Here is a 17,496-nt window from a genome sequence, read left to right as displayed (position 1 = left end):
GGCCTGCTATATAATGATGAAGTTGTTTAGAAACGAGAAATGAAGGGGGAAAAAGAATGCATAAGCCATTTCAGTCTGTGAGATCCAAGATGGTTCTTTCCTACCTTGCTGTTGTTCTTGTCATTGCGCTTCTTTTCGGCTCCATTCTATACCTCTTCTTCTCCCATCAATACAGCAAAGAGATTCGAATCAATAATCAGCTGTCACTGAAAAGCACTGTCAATACTATTGAGAGCTCCGTTATCCAGAAGGTGAATCAGGTCTATCTGTCCCTGGCACTCGGTAACGCCGCTAGTATCGATTTAGATAGCTTAAAAGGAAACCATAGCAAAATCCTGGACATCGAACAGTCCCTCAAAAATATGGTGCAAAATTACTCCGATCTCATTGAAGCTATTCATGTGTACGATACGAAGAACCACTTCATCGTCTCATCTGTATATGGGCTATTGCTCTATGAGGACACGCCTTCGAGTGTGGATCATACGACGGATTGGATTACTGCGATGAAAGAGACTCCAGAAAGCTCCTTATGGATGAAGACTCGCATGGTGCCTCAGGATGCTTATATCGAATCACGGGAACAAGGCAAGATGAGTCCTCTAATTTCCTATGTCCATAGTTACCCGTTTCAATCGTCTGGACAAGACAGTAAGGCCATGATTGCGATTGATATCAAAGAATCAGCGATCAGTCAGATCATTAAAAATATGCTCCCTGCTGACTATGCGAATACATTAATCATCGATCAGGATGGAACTGTCATATCTGCCGCGGACAAAACGTTGATAGGCAGCTCCACGGAGGAGAATCTGACGCAGTCGCTGCTAACCTTTCATTCTTCAGATGCGAGCTTCACACCTGTATTTAACTATGACTCTCATGTCGTTACCCAAGATCAATTTAAAGGAAATGCATGGAGAATCTACACAACCACACCTAATGAAAGCTTTTATTCTAAATTGGATAGCTTGAAGGAGATTTCGGTTTTTCTCGGTTTATTGGCTGTTGCGGTTGGGATAGCGATGTCGTCCATCTTTACCAGGGCCAACTATAGTCCTCTTAAACGAATCCTGAATAACATCAAGAGCCGGATGGATAGCCCAACCAGCTTAAAGCAGGACGAATATCGGTTCATCGATACAACGTTTAACAGTCTGTCCAATAAAGTTGATAGTCTTGAAGAAACCTTACAGGCCAATCACAGAATGATTAAGCATAGTATCATGCTCAATATGTTAAATAATCGATTTACACCCGAGGAACTTACGGAACAGCTCCAATCTGTTCACATTTCAATGGACTACTCTCGCTTCCGTTGCATCGTCATTGACCCTGTCAATGAGAAGTGGAAGGATCTGCAGCCACGACAGTTGCAGCATACGTTGTATACGATGATCCAGCAACTGGAGATTGCAGAAATGGATGGAACTCAACTGCTGGCAGAAGAATTGCAGGATCACAAAATAGCCGTAATCATCTGTACCAACCAACCCGAAAAACCGCTCTCTGATCACATTGTAGACTTTATTCACGCTGAGGCGAGCAGCAAATTTGGTCTGGAATTTGTACTATCGTTAGGCGGATGGGTAGAACACTTCACGAAGATTCACACAAGCTATCATCAGGCGAATACTCTGATTCGATACAGCTACTTTTTTCCCGAGCAGTCTGCCATTCAGGATCTTGATCTTCTGAACAGGGAAGCCAGCAGTTTGGAGATCCCGGAGTCATACCTCGTAAACTTTGAAAAGAAATTGCAGACTCGGGATGTGCAAGGTACGGTTCAGGCCATTCAGGAATTGGTCGCGTCAATAAAGGAAGGCCCCTATTCCGCCGAATACAGTCGGATCATCTTATTAAAAACGGTATCTATTTACGCTGAGTGTATTAATCAGATGCGCCTGCAACCTGCCGAGGCGAGTTCATTGAATATGTACAAACAATTTTCATTGTTCTACAATATCAACCGCTATTCGGAATGGATGATTCATCTCGTGACCGAATTTGTGATGCAGATGGAGAAGCGAAGTGAGGTACGAAGTGTGGATACCATCTCGGCTGTCAAAGCCTATATTCACGAGCACTTATCGGGCGATCTCACGCTGGATCATGTCTCAGAGCAAGTATTCATCAGCCCTAAATATCTGAGTAAACTTTTCAAGGAAGAAACCGGGATTGTTTATTCCGAATATGTTACGAATCAGAGAATGGAACGCGCACGGGAACTCATGACACAACGCGAAATTACGGTTGAGCAGGTCGCAAGTACGGTCGGTTACCGTACCCCTGCCTATTTCATTAAAAAATTCAAAGAAATTCACGGCTGTACACCAAAAAACTTCATGCGCAATCTAATGGAGCAGGGATCTATATAGGGTCAATTTAACATTTACACAAAAACGGAGAGGACAGAAAGAACCTGAAGAAGCGAAGCGTTCGCCTAAAAGCTTTCTGAAAGAAAGCTACTTCGGAAGCATACGCTATTCCCGGATTTCTTCCTTTAGAGAAGGAATCAAAAGAAATCTGGGAATAACAGCGATCGGAAGGTTGTTCTGTCATCGGAGTGTCCGTGTAAATATTCTTTGATTAAACCTATATAGAATTTGAAATCAGGAAAGGAGCTGCTATGAACCTTAACCTTTCAAGAAAGTTATGTCTATATTCCGCAATGCTCCTCCTTCTCGTATTTACAAGTGGGTGTACCTTTTTAGGGAGAGAAACAGCACAAGTGCAACAGCAGGACCATCTAGCAAGCGCTGAGAAGAGTACAACACCGCAGTATACGATATCCTGGACTATGCATCAAAATATCCCTGTTCCCGAGGACGCGGAAATGATTGCATATATTGAGGATAGGTTTGATGTCGATCTGGAGGTGTGGAATCTTGAGAACAAGCGGTACGAGGAACTGCTGGACCTGGAGCTTGCTCAAGGGAAAATACCCGATCTGTTCCGAATCAGACAACCGCATGATCTGCTTAAGTATCAAATGCAAGGGGTCTTAGCGGAAATCTCCCCGGAAGTCCTTGAACAATATGCGCCAAATATCGTACAGCGAATTCGTGATTATGATTCACATTACCTAGAGTATGGAAAAATAAACGGTGGCTTATATGGAATTCCGGCCATTAATCAGACCAACATCTATCGAACCCCTGTTGTATACCGAGAGGACTGGCTTAAGCAGCTTGGTCTGGAGGTGCCAAAGACATTAGATGAATTTGAAACGGTTATGTATGCCTTTGCCAAAGATGATCCAGACGGAAATGGTAAACAAGATACGTATGGCCTATCCAGAGAGGGCTTAAATGTCGTGTTTGGCGCCTTTGGACAGTCCGTTTTCACCGAGCAACTGTATTTTAATGAAAAAAACAACCAACTTGTGATCGGTGCTTTGGAGCCGGAGATGAAAAAAGCCCTGACTTATATGCAAAAATGGTATCGGGACGGGATTATCGACCCTGAGTTCATAACCGGTGAAAACAAAGGCGGTTATAAACATCTATCCCATGCTTTTATTAATGGAAAAATTGGGATGACCTCAATGGGCAACTACTATCATTGGAATCAAGAGGGGGATTACAGTGTCCTGAATGAAAATGGCGAGGAAACTCCGGTGGGAGCCTCGTTTAATGTGAATGAGCTACTAAAGAAGAACGCAACTGCAGAGGTTGTATTTGGTTCTCCCGTTATTGGTCCAGATGGACGTAGCGGTTCAAAAGGGAACAATCTGCTGATGAATTTTATTGCTATAGGTGCTGAGGCTGCAAAGGAGCCGGGAAAACTGGAGAAAATTTTGGAGATACTCGATTATGTAAGTGCCAACCCCGATCCGGAGGAGCAGATCAAAATGGAGTATGGCCTTCCAGGAAAACACTGGAATTGGAGCGTTGAAGATTCAAACTCGTTCCATTTACTTTACCCATACAATAGAATGGAGAATTATATTAATATGATCGGCTCAAGTATCGGGATGACGGTTCCAGGTACACCCTCGGACAAACGTGAACAGTGGGCTGCATCTGCAGGGTTGACGGAGAATGGTATCTATAATCGCCTGGAGGTTGCAACCCCTGCCCTGATTCAATATTCATCTGAATTGATTCGCATGAGAGACAGAGCGTACATCTCCATCATCACTGGCGATCAGCCTGTGGGGTATTTCGATACCTTTGTGGAAGAATTCATGGATGCAGGTGGGCAACAGGTACTGCTTGAAGCGAATCATTGGTATACGGAGCATATGGAGACAAGTCGTGCACAATAGGTAGGAAGATCTGGAACATGCATTTCCCATGAGTTTCTGGAAAGTATACATTTGTGTTCCTATGCACCAATCCTAGATTCCTGACGCCACGTCACTCTCTATCCCTTCGCACTCGCATTTGATCCGCGTAGTGAACGGGCTGAACTGCTTCGTGCCGTGCTTCCGGATTTGGAGGCGCTGCCTGAGGGCGTGTTTTCAAAACGCTTACGTTCGGTCCGCTCCATCTGCACAATCTGACCTTCGTGCACCACGATATGCAATGAACCAAACTCCATGTCATTCAGCTGTCCGGCAATTCGGTCCAACCATACCTCATCCACTTTTAACGGCTTAGCCATAGAGCCGCCTCCTCTTCTCGGGCTATTGCCCGCCATATTCCTAAGTACGCTGTCATCCAACGGATTTATAAATCATTCTTATCCAACCTATATACTTGGTTTATACATTAGCAGGGCTTCCAGTAGCTGTCAATCTGTATTTTCTTCTTCTCATCATCACTTTTCTGAAACGGCTTTGTGTCCAAGCCAGCTCTTGAGTAGCAACGTGGCAAGAGCCAGAATCAGGAGCAGGGAAGCTACGGCAAATGAAGCCGAGAATTGATATTCGTTATACAAAATCTCGACATGAAGTGGTAACGTATTGGTCTCCCCGCGGATATGCCCGGACACCACAGATACGGCTCCGAACTCGCCCATAGCGCGGGCATTACACAGAATAATACCGTACAGCAGTCCCCATTTGATGTTGGGCAAGGTTACACTCCAGAAGATTCGCCACCCGGAAGCACCCAGCGTAACCGCCGCTTCCTCTTCCCGGGTTCCCTGGTCCTCCATTAATGGAATCAACTCCCTGGCTACAAAGGGGAAGGTAATAAACAACGTTGCAATGACAATGCCTGGCAGCGCAAAAATGATTTTGATATCATGTTCGGACAGCCACGGCCCAAACCACCCATTTGAACCAAAGACCAATACAAAGATCAACCCGCCCACCACAGGCGAGATGGAAAAGGGAAGATCAATCAGGGTGATCATGAGTCCCTTGCCCTTGAATTGGAACTTGGTAATGACCCATGCAGCAGCCACACCAAATATCGTATTCAGCGGTACGGTAATCGCCGCAACTAATAACGTGAGTTTCAATGCAGACATGGCATCCGGCTCGGTAAGAGCCGCGATGTACACACCCCAGCCCTGCTTCAACGCCTCCATGAGCACAATGGCCAGTGGCAAAATAAGCAGCCATATGAGTACCAGGCTTGCCAGTCCAATCAACAACCATTTGACCCAGGGAGCTTCCGTTGTTGCACGGTTAGTTCCACGGCTGGTCTTAACGGGTGGAACAGGGCTCAGTGGAACAGAACCCGCCATATGCTGCACCTCCTTTGGTTTGGGTGAGTGACGTCTTTTAATATCCTTACTCCACCATGCTTCATTGTCATGCTCTGCCCGCCTTTCTGCTCCAACGCTGCAAGGAATTAATAATCAGCAGCAGGATGAAAGAAACTAGAAGTAGCAGCAAAGCTACAGCTGTAGCGCCTGCATAATCGAACTGCTCCAGCTTGGCCATGATCAGCAAGGGGGCAATCTCCGTTTTCATCGGCATATTGCCTGAGATAAATACAACCGAGCCATATTCGCCAATGCCCCGGGCAAAAGCCAGAGCAAAACCCGTCAGCAGCGGTGGGATCAGATCTGGCAGCAGAATCGTACGGAATATCCGCCATCTTCCTGCCCCCAGTGTGGCAGCCGCCTCTTCCACCTCAGACTCCAGCTCCTCCAACACCGGTTGCACCGTGCGAACTACAAACGGAATTCCGATAAACATCAGCGCCAGCGTAATCCCTGCCTGTGAATAGGCGAGCTTGATGCCCAAAGGCTCTACAAACTGCCCAATCCAGCCATTGCCGGCATAGATCGCCGTAAGAGCAACCCCTGCTACCGCTGTCGGCAAGGCAAAAGGCAGATCAATGACCGCATCAAACAACCTTTTGCCCGGGAATTCATACCGAACAAGCACCCATGCCAGAAGTAGTCCCAGCACGAGATCAATCAGCGCCGCTGCACCTGCGGTCAAGAAACTGACCTGGAAGGAAGCCAGTACCCTGGGATTGGTCGCAACCTCAATCATGGTTGCCCACGTCAGTCCTGTTGAGTTAAATAACAGCGCAGCCAGTGGAATAAGTACAACCAGGCTCAGGTAGAACACACTGTAACCCATCGTTAATCCAAATCCCGGCAATGTGCGTCTCCGCGCCACAACCACCTTGCTCATGCACGTTCATCCTCTCTGCCTTCAGCCGGTAAGGCTGGTTGGCCGCTCACAGCGCGATTGATCGGGTGTTCATTGAACAGAGCAACCTTAGCTGCCTGGAACATAGATCTGGTCGAAGATACCACCGTCATTAAAATGTTTGGCCTGAGTATCCCGCCATGTGCCAAATACATCTTTCAACGTGAACAGCTCAAGTGCCGGGAACTGATCTTTGAATTTTTCCTCCACGCTGTCCAGCGTTGGGCGGTAATAATTTTCAGCAGCAATCGTCTGTCCTTCTTCACTGTACAAATATTTCAGATAGGCATCCGCCACGTCGCGGCTTCCTTTTTTGTCTGCATTTTTGTCCACAATCGCAACGGGCGGCTCTGCCAAGATACTAACCGAAGGCACGACAATGTCGAATTTGTCCGGACCCAGCTCTTTTACCGATAAAAAAGCTTCATTCTCCCAGGCAAGCAGCACATCACCAATGCCACGTTCAACAAACGTCGTTGTAGATCCGCGAGCACCCGAATCCAGCACAGGCGCATGTTTGAACAATTCACCAACGAATTCCTTCGCCTTCTCTTCATCATTGTTATTATGCTTAAGGGCATATCCCCATGCCGCCAGATAGTTCCAGCGCGCCCCGCCGGACGTTTTGGGATTCGGGGTGATGACTTGGGTATCCCCTTTGATCAGATCATCCCAGTCCTTGATGCCTTTTGGATTACCCTTACGCACAAGGAATACAATCGTAGAGGTATATGGAGAGCTGTTATGCTCGTATTTGTCCTGCCAACCCTCGTTAATCAGACCTTTATCTTCAATCGCATCAATATCGTATCCCAATGCCAGCGTCACCACGTCTGCATCCAGTCCGTCAATAACAGAACGACTCTGTTTGCCCGAGCCCCCATGGGACTGCTTGATGGTTACTTCCTGGCCTTTCTCTTTCAACCAATGCGCCGCAAACGCTTTGTTATATTGCTCATAGAGTTCCCGCGTTGGATCATAGGAAACATTCAGCAGCTCGATGGCCTTGGCCCCTTCCTTGCCGCCTTCCGCTCCCCCCGATGTTCCTGCCGCACTGGACCCGCCGCTATCCGATCCGCATGCTGCCAGTACCCCTGTTAACACCAGTGCCAGACCAACCAAAATACCCTTGTGAACTCTCTTTTTCATGAATAACACTCCCCCGATATAGATCTGCATGACTACCTCAGGCCGGCTGAACAGGATCGAACGCCCCGTAAAAAAAACAAGAAGACGGAGGAACCCCCGCGCACTTCTCCCCATAAAGTCATGCCGGCTTAAGGCCGTGCATGCTCCATCTGAAAAGGATGCGCTGCGGTGTTCCTCCGTCTATACGGTGAGAACGTTATTCTGTTCAGGTTGCATGGTTGCATCTGTCTGTAAAATGACCGTTTTCACAATGAAAACAGATCCATTTTTATTATTCCTACCTGTTTAGTAAGTTATATACGTATAATAAAGGCAGTCTATATACCTGTCAAACGTTTTTTCCGATTTTTACCGTATTTCTGGGCTATTGGCAAAAAAAAGAGGAACAACGAACCAGCGTCCGTTGTTCCCTTCAGCGAATCCCATGCTTCGCTGGCTATTGTAAACATAAACGGAATTGGACGGCCACACCTTGTCCATTCCTCATCTGCCCGCATACCGGATATTCGGTACCTGTGGTGTGCTCATGCCTTCTCCCAGATAAAAACCGGTGTGTGGCGGTTGATTGTAGGCTACATTTTGCCAAGCGACACCAAGACGGTACACTGGATCATGCATCAGCGTATAGATGCGTTTGTCCGTAACTGCTGTTGTGGTATAGATCCGCAGCGCTGAACTGTCATTCGTCCGCCACACCACTTCCTCTCTCCAGTCCCCGAACAGATCGGCCTGCAGATTCGGCGTAGACTTGGTTCCGTTATTGGAAGATACGCCGGAAGCGGTGAGCAGGTTCATCGTTGTGCTGTTAGCATAGTTCCACTTATCGATTCGGTTGCTGTCCAGCAGTTCACGGAGCAGATCCCCATCCCACCAGATACCAAAATTCGTGGAGGACGGCAGGGTTGTCCCGAGTTTCTGCCCTTTGGCTGTATACAGACTGCCGTCTGCCCATACTTCAGCGCCTTTATATCTTGGATCAATATCTGCCGCCATGCCGCGTCCAATATCCTTTGTTGTTTTGACTCCCCAGATTAACTGGCCTGTACCTGCATCCCGGAACTCCACTCCAGCATTGGATGGCGTCTCATGAACCTGAAATACCTCAAGTCCAGGGCGGTCCGGGTCGAGGTCACTCAAATGCATGGCATCGCCATGATGAAGTCCTGTTGTGTACAATCCTTTGCCGTTATCATCCACTGCCATGGCACCATAAACGATCTCGTCTTTCCCATCTCCGTCTACGTCCGCCACACTCAGATTATGATTGCCCTGCCCGGCATAACCCGAGTTACCGGAGGTATTGGAATCAAATGTCCATTGTTTGGTCAGCTGTCCATTCCGCCAGTTATAAGCCACGAGCACTGTGCGGGTGTAGTACCCACGCGCCATGACCAAACTTGGGCGCTCTCCATCCAGATAAGCAATGGCGGCAAGGAATCGGTCCACCCGATTGCCGTAGTTATCTCCCCAACTGGATACATTGCCACGAGCCGGTTCGTAGTTCACCGTGGAGAGTGCTTTGCCAGTCTGTCCATTGAAAACCGTCAGGAATTCGGGACCAGACAACACATAACCGCTGGAATTGCGGTAATCCTTGCTTGCATCCCCGATGACCACGCCAGTGCCATCCTTGGTGCCATCGGCTGTTTTCATCGCAACTTCGGCTTTGCCATCACCGTCGAGATCGTACACCATGAACTGGGTGTAGTGAGCACCCGCACGGATATTTTTGCCCAGACTAATTCGCCACAGGCGTGTCCCGTTTAATTTGTAGGCATCGATAAACACTTCCCCGGTATAACCACTCTGGGAGTTATCCTTAGAGTTGGAAGGGTCCCACTTCACAATCAATTCATACTCACCATCACCATCCAGGTCACCTGCACTGGCATCGTTGGCACTGTAGGTGTAGGCTACTCCATCGGGCGTTGTCCCACCTGCAGGTACACTGAGCGGTACAGATAGATAGTTATTGCCCCATACGCTTGCAGCCGCTGAAGCAGCTTGCTCCGTTCCACTGACGACAGCGCGAACCGTATATTTGGAACTGCTCGTCCCGCTTGCATCCTGAAGGTTGGTGCTGTTTGTTATGGGCGATGCGTTCACCTTGGTTCCATCCCGATATACGTTAAACGATACATTCGATCCTTCCGTTCCCAGAAGCCGCCAACTGATAAACACACCTGTCCCGGTCTTCACAGCCACCACACCGCGATCCAGATATTCCATCTGCCTTGGACCCGCTGCATGTGTTACCGACGTGTTGCCAAGGCCAAGCGAAGTAATCAGTAACGCGGAACTCAACAACGATACTCCTACTGTACGTAATGTGCGCTTCCACAATGATGATCGATTCCCCATAAACAATTGCCTCCCCAATTGGTTTGGTAAGCCCGATGCCCTTGTAGCGCCATCTTTTATGTAAGCGCTTTAATATATTCATTTTAAATTAAACATATAATTCCATCTATAGGTCTAATTTAGTAATTGGATGGTTGGCATATGAAAAATGCCAAAGGATTTCTCCTTCGGTTAGCCGTTGCCCATTCTTCGAATTGCTTCAGTCGACTGGAGTCGCAATCAACTGACTCACGGATATGGGACGATTCCCATGTTCGCATAAAAAGCCTAAAAAAGCTGTAAAACCATGTGTTTCTCCATGATTTTACAGCTTATAGACCACTTTTTAGATGTAATATTCCACGTTTACTTCACCGTATTACAACTTTTATACCACAGGCGCAATACATACCGGACGAGGCAGTTCTAGCTTGAACCCGTTATGCGTCAGACGTCCGTCTTCTTCACTGATCTGGAAACCTACGAGGTTATTGCTGTCCTGATTCGCCACGACCAGAATCCCACCTGGCAAAATATTAAAGTTACGCGGTGTCTGCCCAATCGTGGACGTCCACTCTACAGCTTCCAACTTACCGCTCTCCTGATCAATATGATAAAGTACGATGCTGTCATCTCCCCGATTGGATGCATACAGGAAACGTCCACATGGAGATACACGGATGTCTGCAGCCGTACCCTCTCCTTTATGCCCTTCTGGAAGTGTGGAAATGTGCTGCACCGTAGTGAACTCCCCTCTGCGCTCATCGTACAGGAATGCCGTAACCGTATTGTCCAATTCGTTGATCACATAAGCCCACTTCGAGTTGGGATGGAACACAAGATGCCTTGGCCCTGCGCCTGGTGGTTGATCCATCTCACGATGGGTAACCAGACGTCCATCTTCCAACCGATACACAATGATCTGATCCAGACCGAGGTCACATACGACAGCATACTGCCCGGACGGATCGGGTTGAATGGAGTGTGCATGCGGCCCTTCCTGGCGTTCTTCGTTGATTCCACTTCCCGTGTGCTCCACCCATGCACTCATCTCACCAAGCGTCCCCTGATCGCCAACCGGGAATACATTGACACTGCCGCTACTATAGTTGGATGAGAACACCCACTGACCATCCTTGGAGATAGACACATAACATGGAGAAGCCCCTCTGGTCTGTTTTCGATCCATCAGGTGCAGCTCACTTGTTGCCGCATCTCTCCGATAGACCAACACCTCTCCCTCGTCCGTTTCACTCGCCACATACAGACAGTTTCCATCCGGGCTTAGCGCCAGATAAGACGGATTATCCACACCATCCATGTGATTGACGATTCGCATCTCTCCTGTATCCGCATTCAACGCACATAGGAATATTCCGGGTTCATCCGCTGAAGCATACGTACCTGTATAGAAAAGCGTTTCCTGTGTTTTGACTGGTTCCATATCTAAATCTCTCCCTTTTCCTGTATATTCACTGTTCTGATTCTTCCCACTGGTATGTACTTACCCAATTCACGGGCAACTGCTTCACTTCCTGTAACGTGGCTTTCTAAATCGAGAACACCTCCGGTGAGCGCTCTCATATCTGTCATTGACTCCCTTATCGCCTCTCACCATAATACAAAGTATGAGACCTAACAACAGACCACCCCTACAGCGTAAATCTGACGGATTTCGTATGCAAAAACTCATTGTGCTTCCGGACTCCCTGCTGCAAGAAACCGCAGCTTATCCGGTCACGTCCGGATTATATGTTACCGATATCGGTTACTTTCACGAAGCAGAGCATCATTACCGTGACCGTCCCAATGGTTGTGAATCACACATTCTGATGTACTGTGTCCAAGGCACAGGCTGGTATACGATGGATGGCAGCAAGACATATGATGTCAGCCCGGGAAACCTCGTTATATTACCTGCACATGTCCCTCATGTGTACGGAGCCAACGCAGCTGAACCATGGAGCATCTTCTGGATTCATCTGCGCGGGGAACACGCTTTATCCTACATAGAACCCTTGTTAACTCATCATATTACTACCATGCCACCGGCCAAGGCTCAAAAATGGCTTGAGCTGTTCCATGAATGTTACGGCGCACTTGAGACGGGTTACTCCATGCAGACGATGACGTATGCCTCCCAGATTATTGGCTATATGCTGGGCATGCTCGCTTATGGACCGGAGACGACAGGAACAGATGGTGGGATCGTGAGCAGCAAACGTGCGGCCGAACAATCCGTCCAATATATGTTGGAGCACCTGGAGAATGGAATCACCCTCAAGGAACTGGCGGCTCACGCGCGGTTGTCTGTCCCTCATTACTCTCAGTTATTCAAGCAAGCTACGGGGCATTCGCCCATCGATTACTTTCTGCGGCTGAAGATTCAGCATTCCTGCCGCTATCTGGATTTTACCGATTGGACCGTGAAGCAGATCAGTTCCGAGCTTGGATTCAAGGACCCGTACTACTTCTCCCGTCTGTTCAGCAAAATGATGGGACGTTCACCCACGGATTATCGAAATAAATCCAAAGGTTAGAGGCAGTGCCTTCACTTAGCCCTATCTGAATGATTATGAATTCAGTTGGAAAATTCCAGCAACCTTTTGAACAGAAGGGTCGTCTATAGGGCAAATAACTTTTATATAAAGGGATCATCCCTAGAAAAGTGAGGCGAACCTAGCATGAAAAAAAATATACTTGCTACATTAACTGCGGGAGCTCTGCTCACGCTGTCTCTAAGTGCAGGCCCGATCAACGCTGCGCAGGCCCAATTCACGGATATTCAAGGTATCGCAGGAGCAGACAAAATCGAATCTCTCCATAAAGATGGATTCATCAAAGGTGTGAGTGACAGCTTGTTCAAACCTGAACTGGAGTTAAATACCGCTCAGGGCATTCAACTGATTGCGGACGGCCTGAATCTGAATCTGGACACGATTCGTTTTATTAAAATGCCGGTACCAAGTGACTACTTCTCTGCTGTAAAAGATGGCGTATGGTACAGTGATGCATTTATCCGCGCACAATATAATGGCATTCAGATGTCACAGAATATCGATCCGTCCAAACCGCTTACTCGTGAACAATTCACACTGTTCCTGATGCAAGGCATCGAGGCCAAAGGCGGTCTGCCGATGATTAATATCAAACCTGTGGACATTACCGACGAAAAGGAACTTACGCCAGAGTATCAAGGTGCCATTCAGCGTTCACTCGTTCTTAAAATCAATGAACTGGATGCCGACGGAAACTTCAATCCCAAACAAACGATTACTCGCGCTGAAGCAGCAGTGATGATGTATAACGCAATCGAGTACATGGAATCGTTCCATGCACCACAAATCCCGGAAACACCTGAGAAGTAATACTTCCTTGGTGGAAGCAGTATGCCAAACAGCCGCACCTTCCCTCAGCAGGAAAGTGCGGCCGTTTGTATTATACCTATATCACTGATGCAATCATCAGATTTAACTTTCTAACTTAGAAAGAACCTTTAACAACTACCTCAGACAACGGTAAACGTCCTGACGGGCGAGCTGGCTGTGCAGCTTTACCTACAGTAATCAACAACGTTGGCACAAATCGTGCAGGAATGTTGAATGTTTCGATCAGTTTTTGTGGATTATATCCACCGATTGGACATGTATCGTAACCCAGGGAGCGTGCAGCAATCATAATATTTTGGGAAGCAAAAGATGCATTGCGGATCGCTTCATCGCGAGCGATTTGCGGGCTTTGGTAAGCACCGTTGATCTGTCCAACCAATGCGTCACGAACCTCAGCAGTCAGTGCGCCTGCTTCAACAGCTTGATCGTAGATTACAGTGTTACGGTTTGCTTCCAAATCTCCGAGAACAGCAATCGTAACCGAACTTTCCACGATCTGACTTTGACCGTAAGCAACTGGCAGCAATTTCGCTTTGTCTGCTTCGGATTCAATCACGAGGAATCTCCAGTGTTGCAGGTTCCATGAAGATGGTGCTTCCGCAGCTGCTGTCAGAATCGCATTGAGATCAGCTTCAGGCAATTCAAACCCTTTTTCGTACTTTTTGACAGCATGGCGTTCGCTAATAACGCGAAGTGTTTCATTTTTTTCAATGCCTGACATGTGTTCCACTCCCCAGAATCTAGTTTGTTTATACTTCTTTTACTTTCGCAAGGTGATCTCGAAGTTTACTCTACCAGGGATTTTCCTTCCGAAAATAACATCAGCGCAGACGATCTCTCCTCATCTGTGTTCAGGTTATGCCCGGAATCGCTTGAGAACATCAATGGATCTTTCACCGGAGCATACGCCCATGCCGTAACTTGTCCACCATGCCTGACTAAACCAAGGCCATGTCATGAAGGACCATTCGTTGTGGACTCCGTCAGGACTTCTCCTTTGCAGGCAATCCATTCAGCGACAGGGTTATCGCTTCCCCATGACCTATGCGCTCTTTCACATCCTGGATGGATATACGGTCAAAATAAGCGCTGAGCGCCTCTTCGCCTCCGTTATATATGTTCCCCATCACATCCTGCATATTGGAAGATACCACGCATGATGAACCGGACTCCCCTGAGCACCAGCTGGGACCGAGTGAACCACCAGCTACCAGTCTGTACAATTCTCCCAGCTTGATCTCTTCACTTGGACGGCTAAGCAAGTACCCACCATGAGCACCTTCCTTGGTCGTCAGGTAACCATGCTTGCGCAGAACACTAAGTACCTTACGGACTCTGGCCGGGTGTGTACCCACACTCTGGGACAAATCTTCACTATTGGCCATACACTCATCTCTCATCGACAGAAAAACAAGACAATGCACCGCTATGGTAAATTCACTGTTCATAACTTACTCCTTCCCGGCTTACAACACCGATGAACTCCAACTCAAGGTAAGTATAACTGTCATTATATGAATAACAGTTATGTTTGTCAACTTTCACCCAGCATGGAGATCAAACGTGATTTTTCCTGTTATACCAATACTTACAGCTCATCAACACAATTAAGCTAGGATGAACATCCCGTCTTCATTTTAATCCAAAAAGAACAAAAAAGTGAGCCTTCCGCTACGCGAAGGGCTCCAATAAGATAGACATATGAAAGGGCTTACGTGATTATTATAATCGGTAATCTCCAATTTGAAAACGCTTTTTTTGTAAAGTGCATCATTATTTTAAATTTTTTTTATTTGAATAAATTAAACAACAGGTATTGCTAAAACTAATCCCATTAGTTATTATACTAATACCATTAGTTTTAAGGAGGGTTTAACGATGCGTATTACCCGAGAATTTGATGTCGTTCAAGTTACGTTTTTCCCAAGACTCTTCCCTGTGAACGTATACCTGGTTGAAGAGGAAGAGGGTTTAACCCTGATTGATGCCGGAATACCGGTCAGTCTTAAGGGGATTTTGGCAACTGCCCAGTCCCTTGGAAAGCCCATTACCAAGATCATTCTGACTCACGCGCATAGCGACCATATTGGTGCATTGGATCGTCTCACAGAGGCACTGCCTCAAGCCGAGGTCTTCATCTCCAGACGAGATGCCCGGTTACTGGCGGGTGATACTTCCCTTCTTCCCGGTGAGCCACAAACCCCGGTACGCGGCGGCGTGCCTAAGCCCAAAGCGGTGCGCACCCAGCCAAACCACTTGCTGAATGACGGTGACCAGATTGGTTCACTGGTCGCCATTGCCTCACCAGGACATACGCCGGGGCATATGTCCTTCATGGATACGCGCAGCCGCGTTCTCATCGCTGGCGACGCGTACCAGCTGCAAGGCGGCCTTGCCGTATCCGGCCGCGTGCGCCCGCTCTTCCCGTTCCCCGCGCTGGCGACGTGGAACCGCGAAGCGGCTCTGGCCAGCGCGAAGCGCCTGGCGGAGCTGGAACCGTCCGTGCTGGCTGTAGGCCACGGACGGATGCTGCGCCAGCCCGCGGGCGCCATGCGCGCGGCAACCGCTGATGCACAGCAGCGGTTTGATCTTGCCGGGGGGCAACTATGAGCCCCCGGCAAGGGCTGGATCGCGGCGCTCTGCTCAGCGCCGCCACCCAGCTTGCTGACAGCGACGGCTTTCAGGCGCTGACACTGGCCGCGTTGGCACAGCGGCTGGATGTGCGCTCGCCGTCGCTCTACAACCACATCAGCGGACTCCCCGGGCTTCGCCAGGAAATGGCGCTGATGTCCGTGCAACAGCTTAGCCGCGCATTAACCGCGGCTATCGCTGACCGAACTGGCGATGATGCCATTCAGGCCATCGCTGCGGCATACATTGGCTTCGTCCGCGAGCACCCCGGGCTCTACGAAGCCTCATTTCATGCCCCGGACCGCGAGGAGCCACAGCTCGCCGCGGCCAGCACAGCCACGCTGGAGTTGCTGCTGCACAGCTTGCAGCCCTACCCGCTCACCGAAGCGGAAGCATTGCACGCCGTTCGTGGTTTGCGCAGCCTCTGCCATGGATTTGCCTCCATTGAGGCACAAGGCGGCTTCGGCATGGACTTTGATCCGGACGAAAGTCTGCGTCTGACCGTATCCGCCTTCCTGCACGGACTCCGGCATCTTCACCAGGACTAGTTAAGGCACGCATTGCATCATGAAAAAGGACTGCAGAGGATCTGCAGTCCTTTTTACATTGCCGTGTATTGGATCATCCCATAGATTTGGAAGTAATAATGTTATAGTTGCGCCAATGACTTTTAACACATTAACATCCACTTTGAATTCATCTTTCATCCGCTTGTGTTCTTTATAATTTCTTTCTTTACAATTTCATTTAATACAGAGAAAAGTGGCGCCTCGGTTGCACGATGCCATGATCGGTGCCCTCTGACCAAAATCTAACGAACCGAGGACACTCTATAGCGGCAATTAGAGCGAATAACAACAACTAACGAACTCCACACGTCCTATTTCGCAGAAAACTGGCTGCGGGACAGGAATAATGAGTATATTCCGTCATTTAACGTGTCTGTGATTCGTTACATTTACCAACGTACCAAATTAGGACATATAAGATGTGCTGAGTTCGTTAGAACGTGCTACGTACGGTGCTTCAAATCACATTGCCATAGCGGCACACATCCAGACACACATTGTGTTATGGAGCTAAATACGGAGCGTTCATGCTCCAAATTGCGTTGATCATGCGGATGCGGATACATGGCTAGATAAGGATCTTACCTTGCTCGTAATGCACATGGTAGTACATGTTTTATTACTATTCATGCATAGATCACGCTATAGTTCAGTGCACACATTGGGGCGATACTCGATAAGGATCTTACTCTGATCATAATGCACATAGTAGTACATGTTTTATTACTATTCATGTATAGATCACGCTATAGTTCAGTACACACATTGGGGCGATTCTAGATACGAAGCTTACCTTGCTCGTAATGCACATGGTAGTACATGCTTTATTAGTATTCATGTATAGATCACGCTACAG

At 48.1% G+C, this 17,496-nt stretch carries 14 protein-coding genes; 6 read left to right on the top strand and 8 right to left on the bottom strand.

Features of this window, described 5'->3' with window-relative positions; all coding sequences use genetic code 11:
* The first annotated feature begins 56 nt into the window (after window positions 1-56).
* Together MHI48_RS02720 and MHI48_RS02715 are read left to right on the top strand one after the other, a co-directional pair.
* On the top strand, window positions 57-2,378 hold the full coding sequence (locus MHI48_RS02720) for a helix-turn-helix domain-containing protein (protein ID WP_340031757.1): 2,322 nt from the start codon (window positions 57-59) through the stop codon (window positions 2,376-2,378).
* Between the two features lie 353 nt (window positions 2,379-2,731).
* On the top strand, window positions 2,732-4,270 hold the full coding sequence (locus tag MHI48_RS02715; RefSeq protein ID WP_405142926.1) for an extracellular solute-binding protein: 1,539 nt from the start codon (window positions 2,732-2,734) through the stop codon (window positions 4,268-4,270).
* 98 nt (window positions 4,271-4,368) lie between these two features.
* On the opposite strand, the gene MHI48_RS02710 is transcribed toward MHI48_RS02715, so the two are convergent.
* The 6 genes from MHI48_RS02710 to MHI48_RS02685 form a co-directional block, all read right to left on the bottom strand.
* Window positions 4,369-4,608 (bottom strand): YezD family protein, encoded by a 240-nt coding sequence (locus MHI48_RS02710; RefSeq protein WP_036607453.1) that lies wholly within the window; start codon window positions 4,606-4,608, stop codon window positions 4,369-4,371.
* Between the two features lie 156 nt (window positions 4,609-4,764).
* The gene (cysW, locus tag MHI48_RS02705; protein WP_076329677.1) at window positions 4,765-5,640 is read right to left on the bottom strand and encodes a sulfate ABC transporter permease subunit CysW; all 876 of its coding nucleotides are present in this window, start codon (window positions 5,638-5,640) and stop codon (window positions 4,765-4,767) included.
* Window positions 5,641-5,707: 67 nt separating this feature from the next.
* The gene (cysT, locus tag MHI48_RS02700; protein WP_036672173.1) at window positions 5,708-6,544 is read right to left on the bottom strand and encodes a sulfate ABC transporter permease subunit CysT; all 837 of its coding nucleotides are present in this window, start codon (window positions 6,542-6,544) and stop codon (window positions 5,708-5,710) included.
* 87 nt (window positions 6,545-6,631) lie between these two features.
* Window positions 6,632-7,711: a sulfate ABC transporter substrate-binding protein gene (locus MHI48_RS02695; protein ID WP_100528621.1), complete on the bottom strand. Its 1,080-nt coding sequence runs from the start codon at window positions 7,709-7,711 to the stop codon at window positions 6,632-6,634.
* 483 nt (window positions 7,712-8,194) lie between these two features.
* Window positions 8,195-10,072, bottom strand: a complete 1,878-nt coding sequence (locus tag MHI48_RS02690; protein WP_405142924.1) for a rhamnogalacturonan lyase — start codon at window positions 10,070-10,072, stop codon at window positions 8,195-8,197.
* Window positions 10,073-10,439: 367 nt separating this feature from the next.
* Window positions 10,440-11,495, bottom strand: a complete 1,056-nt coding sequence (locus MHI48_RS02685) for a lactonase family protein (protein ID WP_338707649.1) — start codon at window positions 11,493-11,495, stop codon at window positions 10,440-10,442.
* Window positions 11,496-11,730: 235 nt separating this feature from the next.
* On the opposite strand from MHI48_RS02685, the gene MHI48_RS02680 reads away from it, so the two are divergent.
* Together MHI48_RS02680 and MHI48_RS02675 are read left to right on the top strand one after the other, a co-directional pair.
* Complete coding sequence (locus MHI48_RS02680) at window positions 11,731-12,591, top strand: AraC family transcriptional regulator (protein WP_051447037.1); 861 nt, start codon at window positions 11,731-11,733, stop codon at window positions 12,589-12,591.
* Window positions 12,592-12,735: 144 nt separating this feature from the next.
* Entirely contained in the window at window positions 12,736-13,419 is a 684-nt protein-coding gene (locus tag MHI48_RS02675) for an S-layer homology domain-containing protein (RefSeq protein WP_076254458.1), read from the top strand.
* Between the two features lie 115 nt (window positions 13,420-13,534).
* On the opposite strand, the gene MHI48_RS02670 is transcribed toward MHI48_RS02675, so the two are convergent.
* Complete coding sequence (locus tag MHI48_RS02670; protein ID WP_074093278.1) at window positions 13,535-14,161, bottom strand: nitroreductase family protein; 627 nt, start codon at window positions 14,159-14,161, stop codon at window positions 13,535-13,537.
* Between the two features lie 262 nt (window positions 14,162-14,423).
* On the bottom strand, window positions 14,424-14,888 hold the full coding sequence (locus MHI48_RS02665; RefSeq protein ID WP_338707648.1) for an Rrf2 family transcriptional regulator: 465 nt from the start codon (window positions 14,886-14,888) through the stop codon (window positions 14,424-14,426).
* Between the two features lie 430 nt (window positions 14,889-15,318).
* Here MHI48_RS02665 and MHI48_RS02660 point away from each other — a divergent pair, with 430 nt between their 5' ends.
* Together MHI48_RS02660 and MHI48_RS02655 are read left to right on the top strand one after the other, a co-directional pair.
* Window positions 15,319-16,050: an MBL fold metallo-hydrolase gene (locus tag MHI48_RS02660; protein WP_338707647.1), complete on the top strand. Its 732-nt coding sequence runs from the start codon at window positions 15,319-15,321 to the stop codon at window positions 16,048-16,050.
* The gene (locus MHI48_RS02655; RefSeq protein ID WP_036607476.1) at window positions 16,047-16,619 is read left to right on the top strand and encodes a TetR/AcrR family transcriptional regulator; all 573 of its coding nucleotides are present in this window, start codon (window positions 16,047-16,049) and stop codon (window positions 16,617-16,619) included. The genes MHI48_RS02660 and MHI48_RS02655 overlap by 4 nt, the downstream gene beginning before the upstream one ends.
* The last annotated feature ends 877 nt before the right edge of the window (window positions 16,620-17,496 follow it).

Origin of the sequence: Paenibacillus sp. FSL H7-0942 (genome assembly GCF_045040715.1) — a bacterium.
In the GTDB taxonomy this organism is placed as follows: Bacteria; Bacillota; Bacilli; order Paenibacillales; family Paenibacillaceae; genus Paenibacillus; species Paenibacillus amylolyticus.
This window is presented reverse-complemented; position numbering and strand designations above follow the sequence as displayed.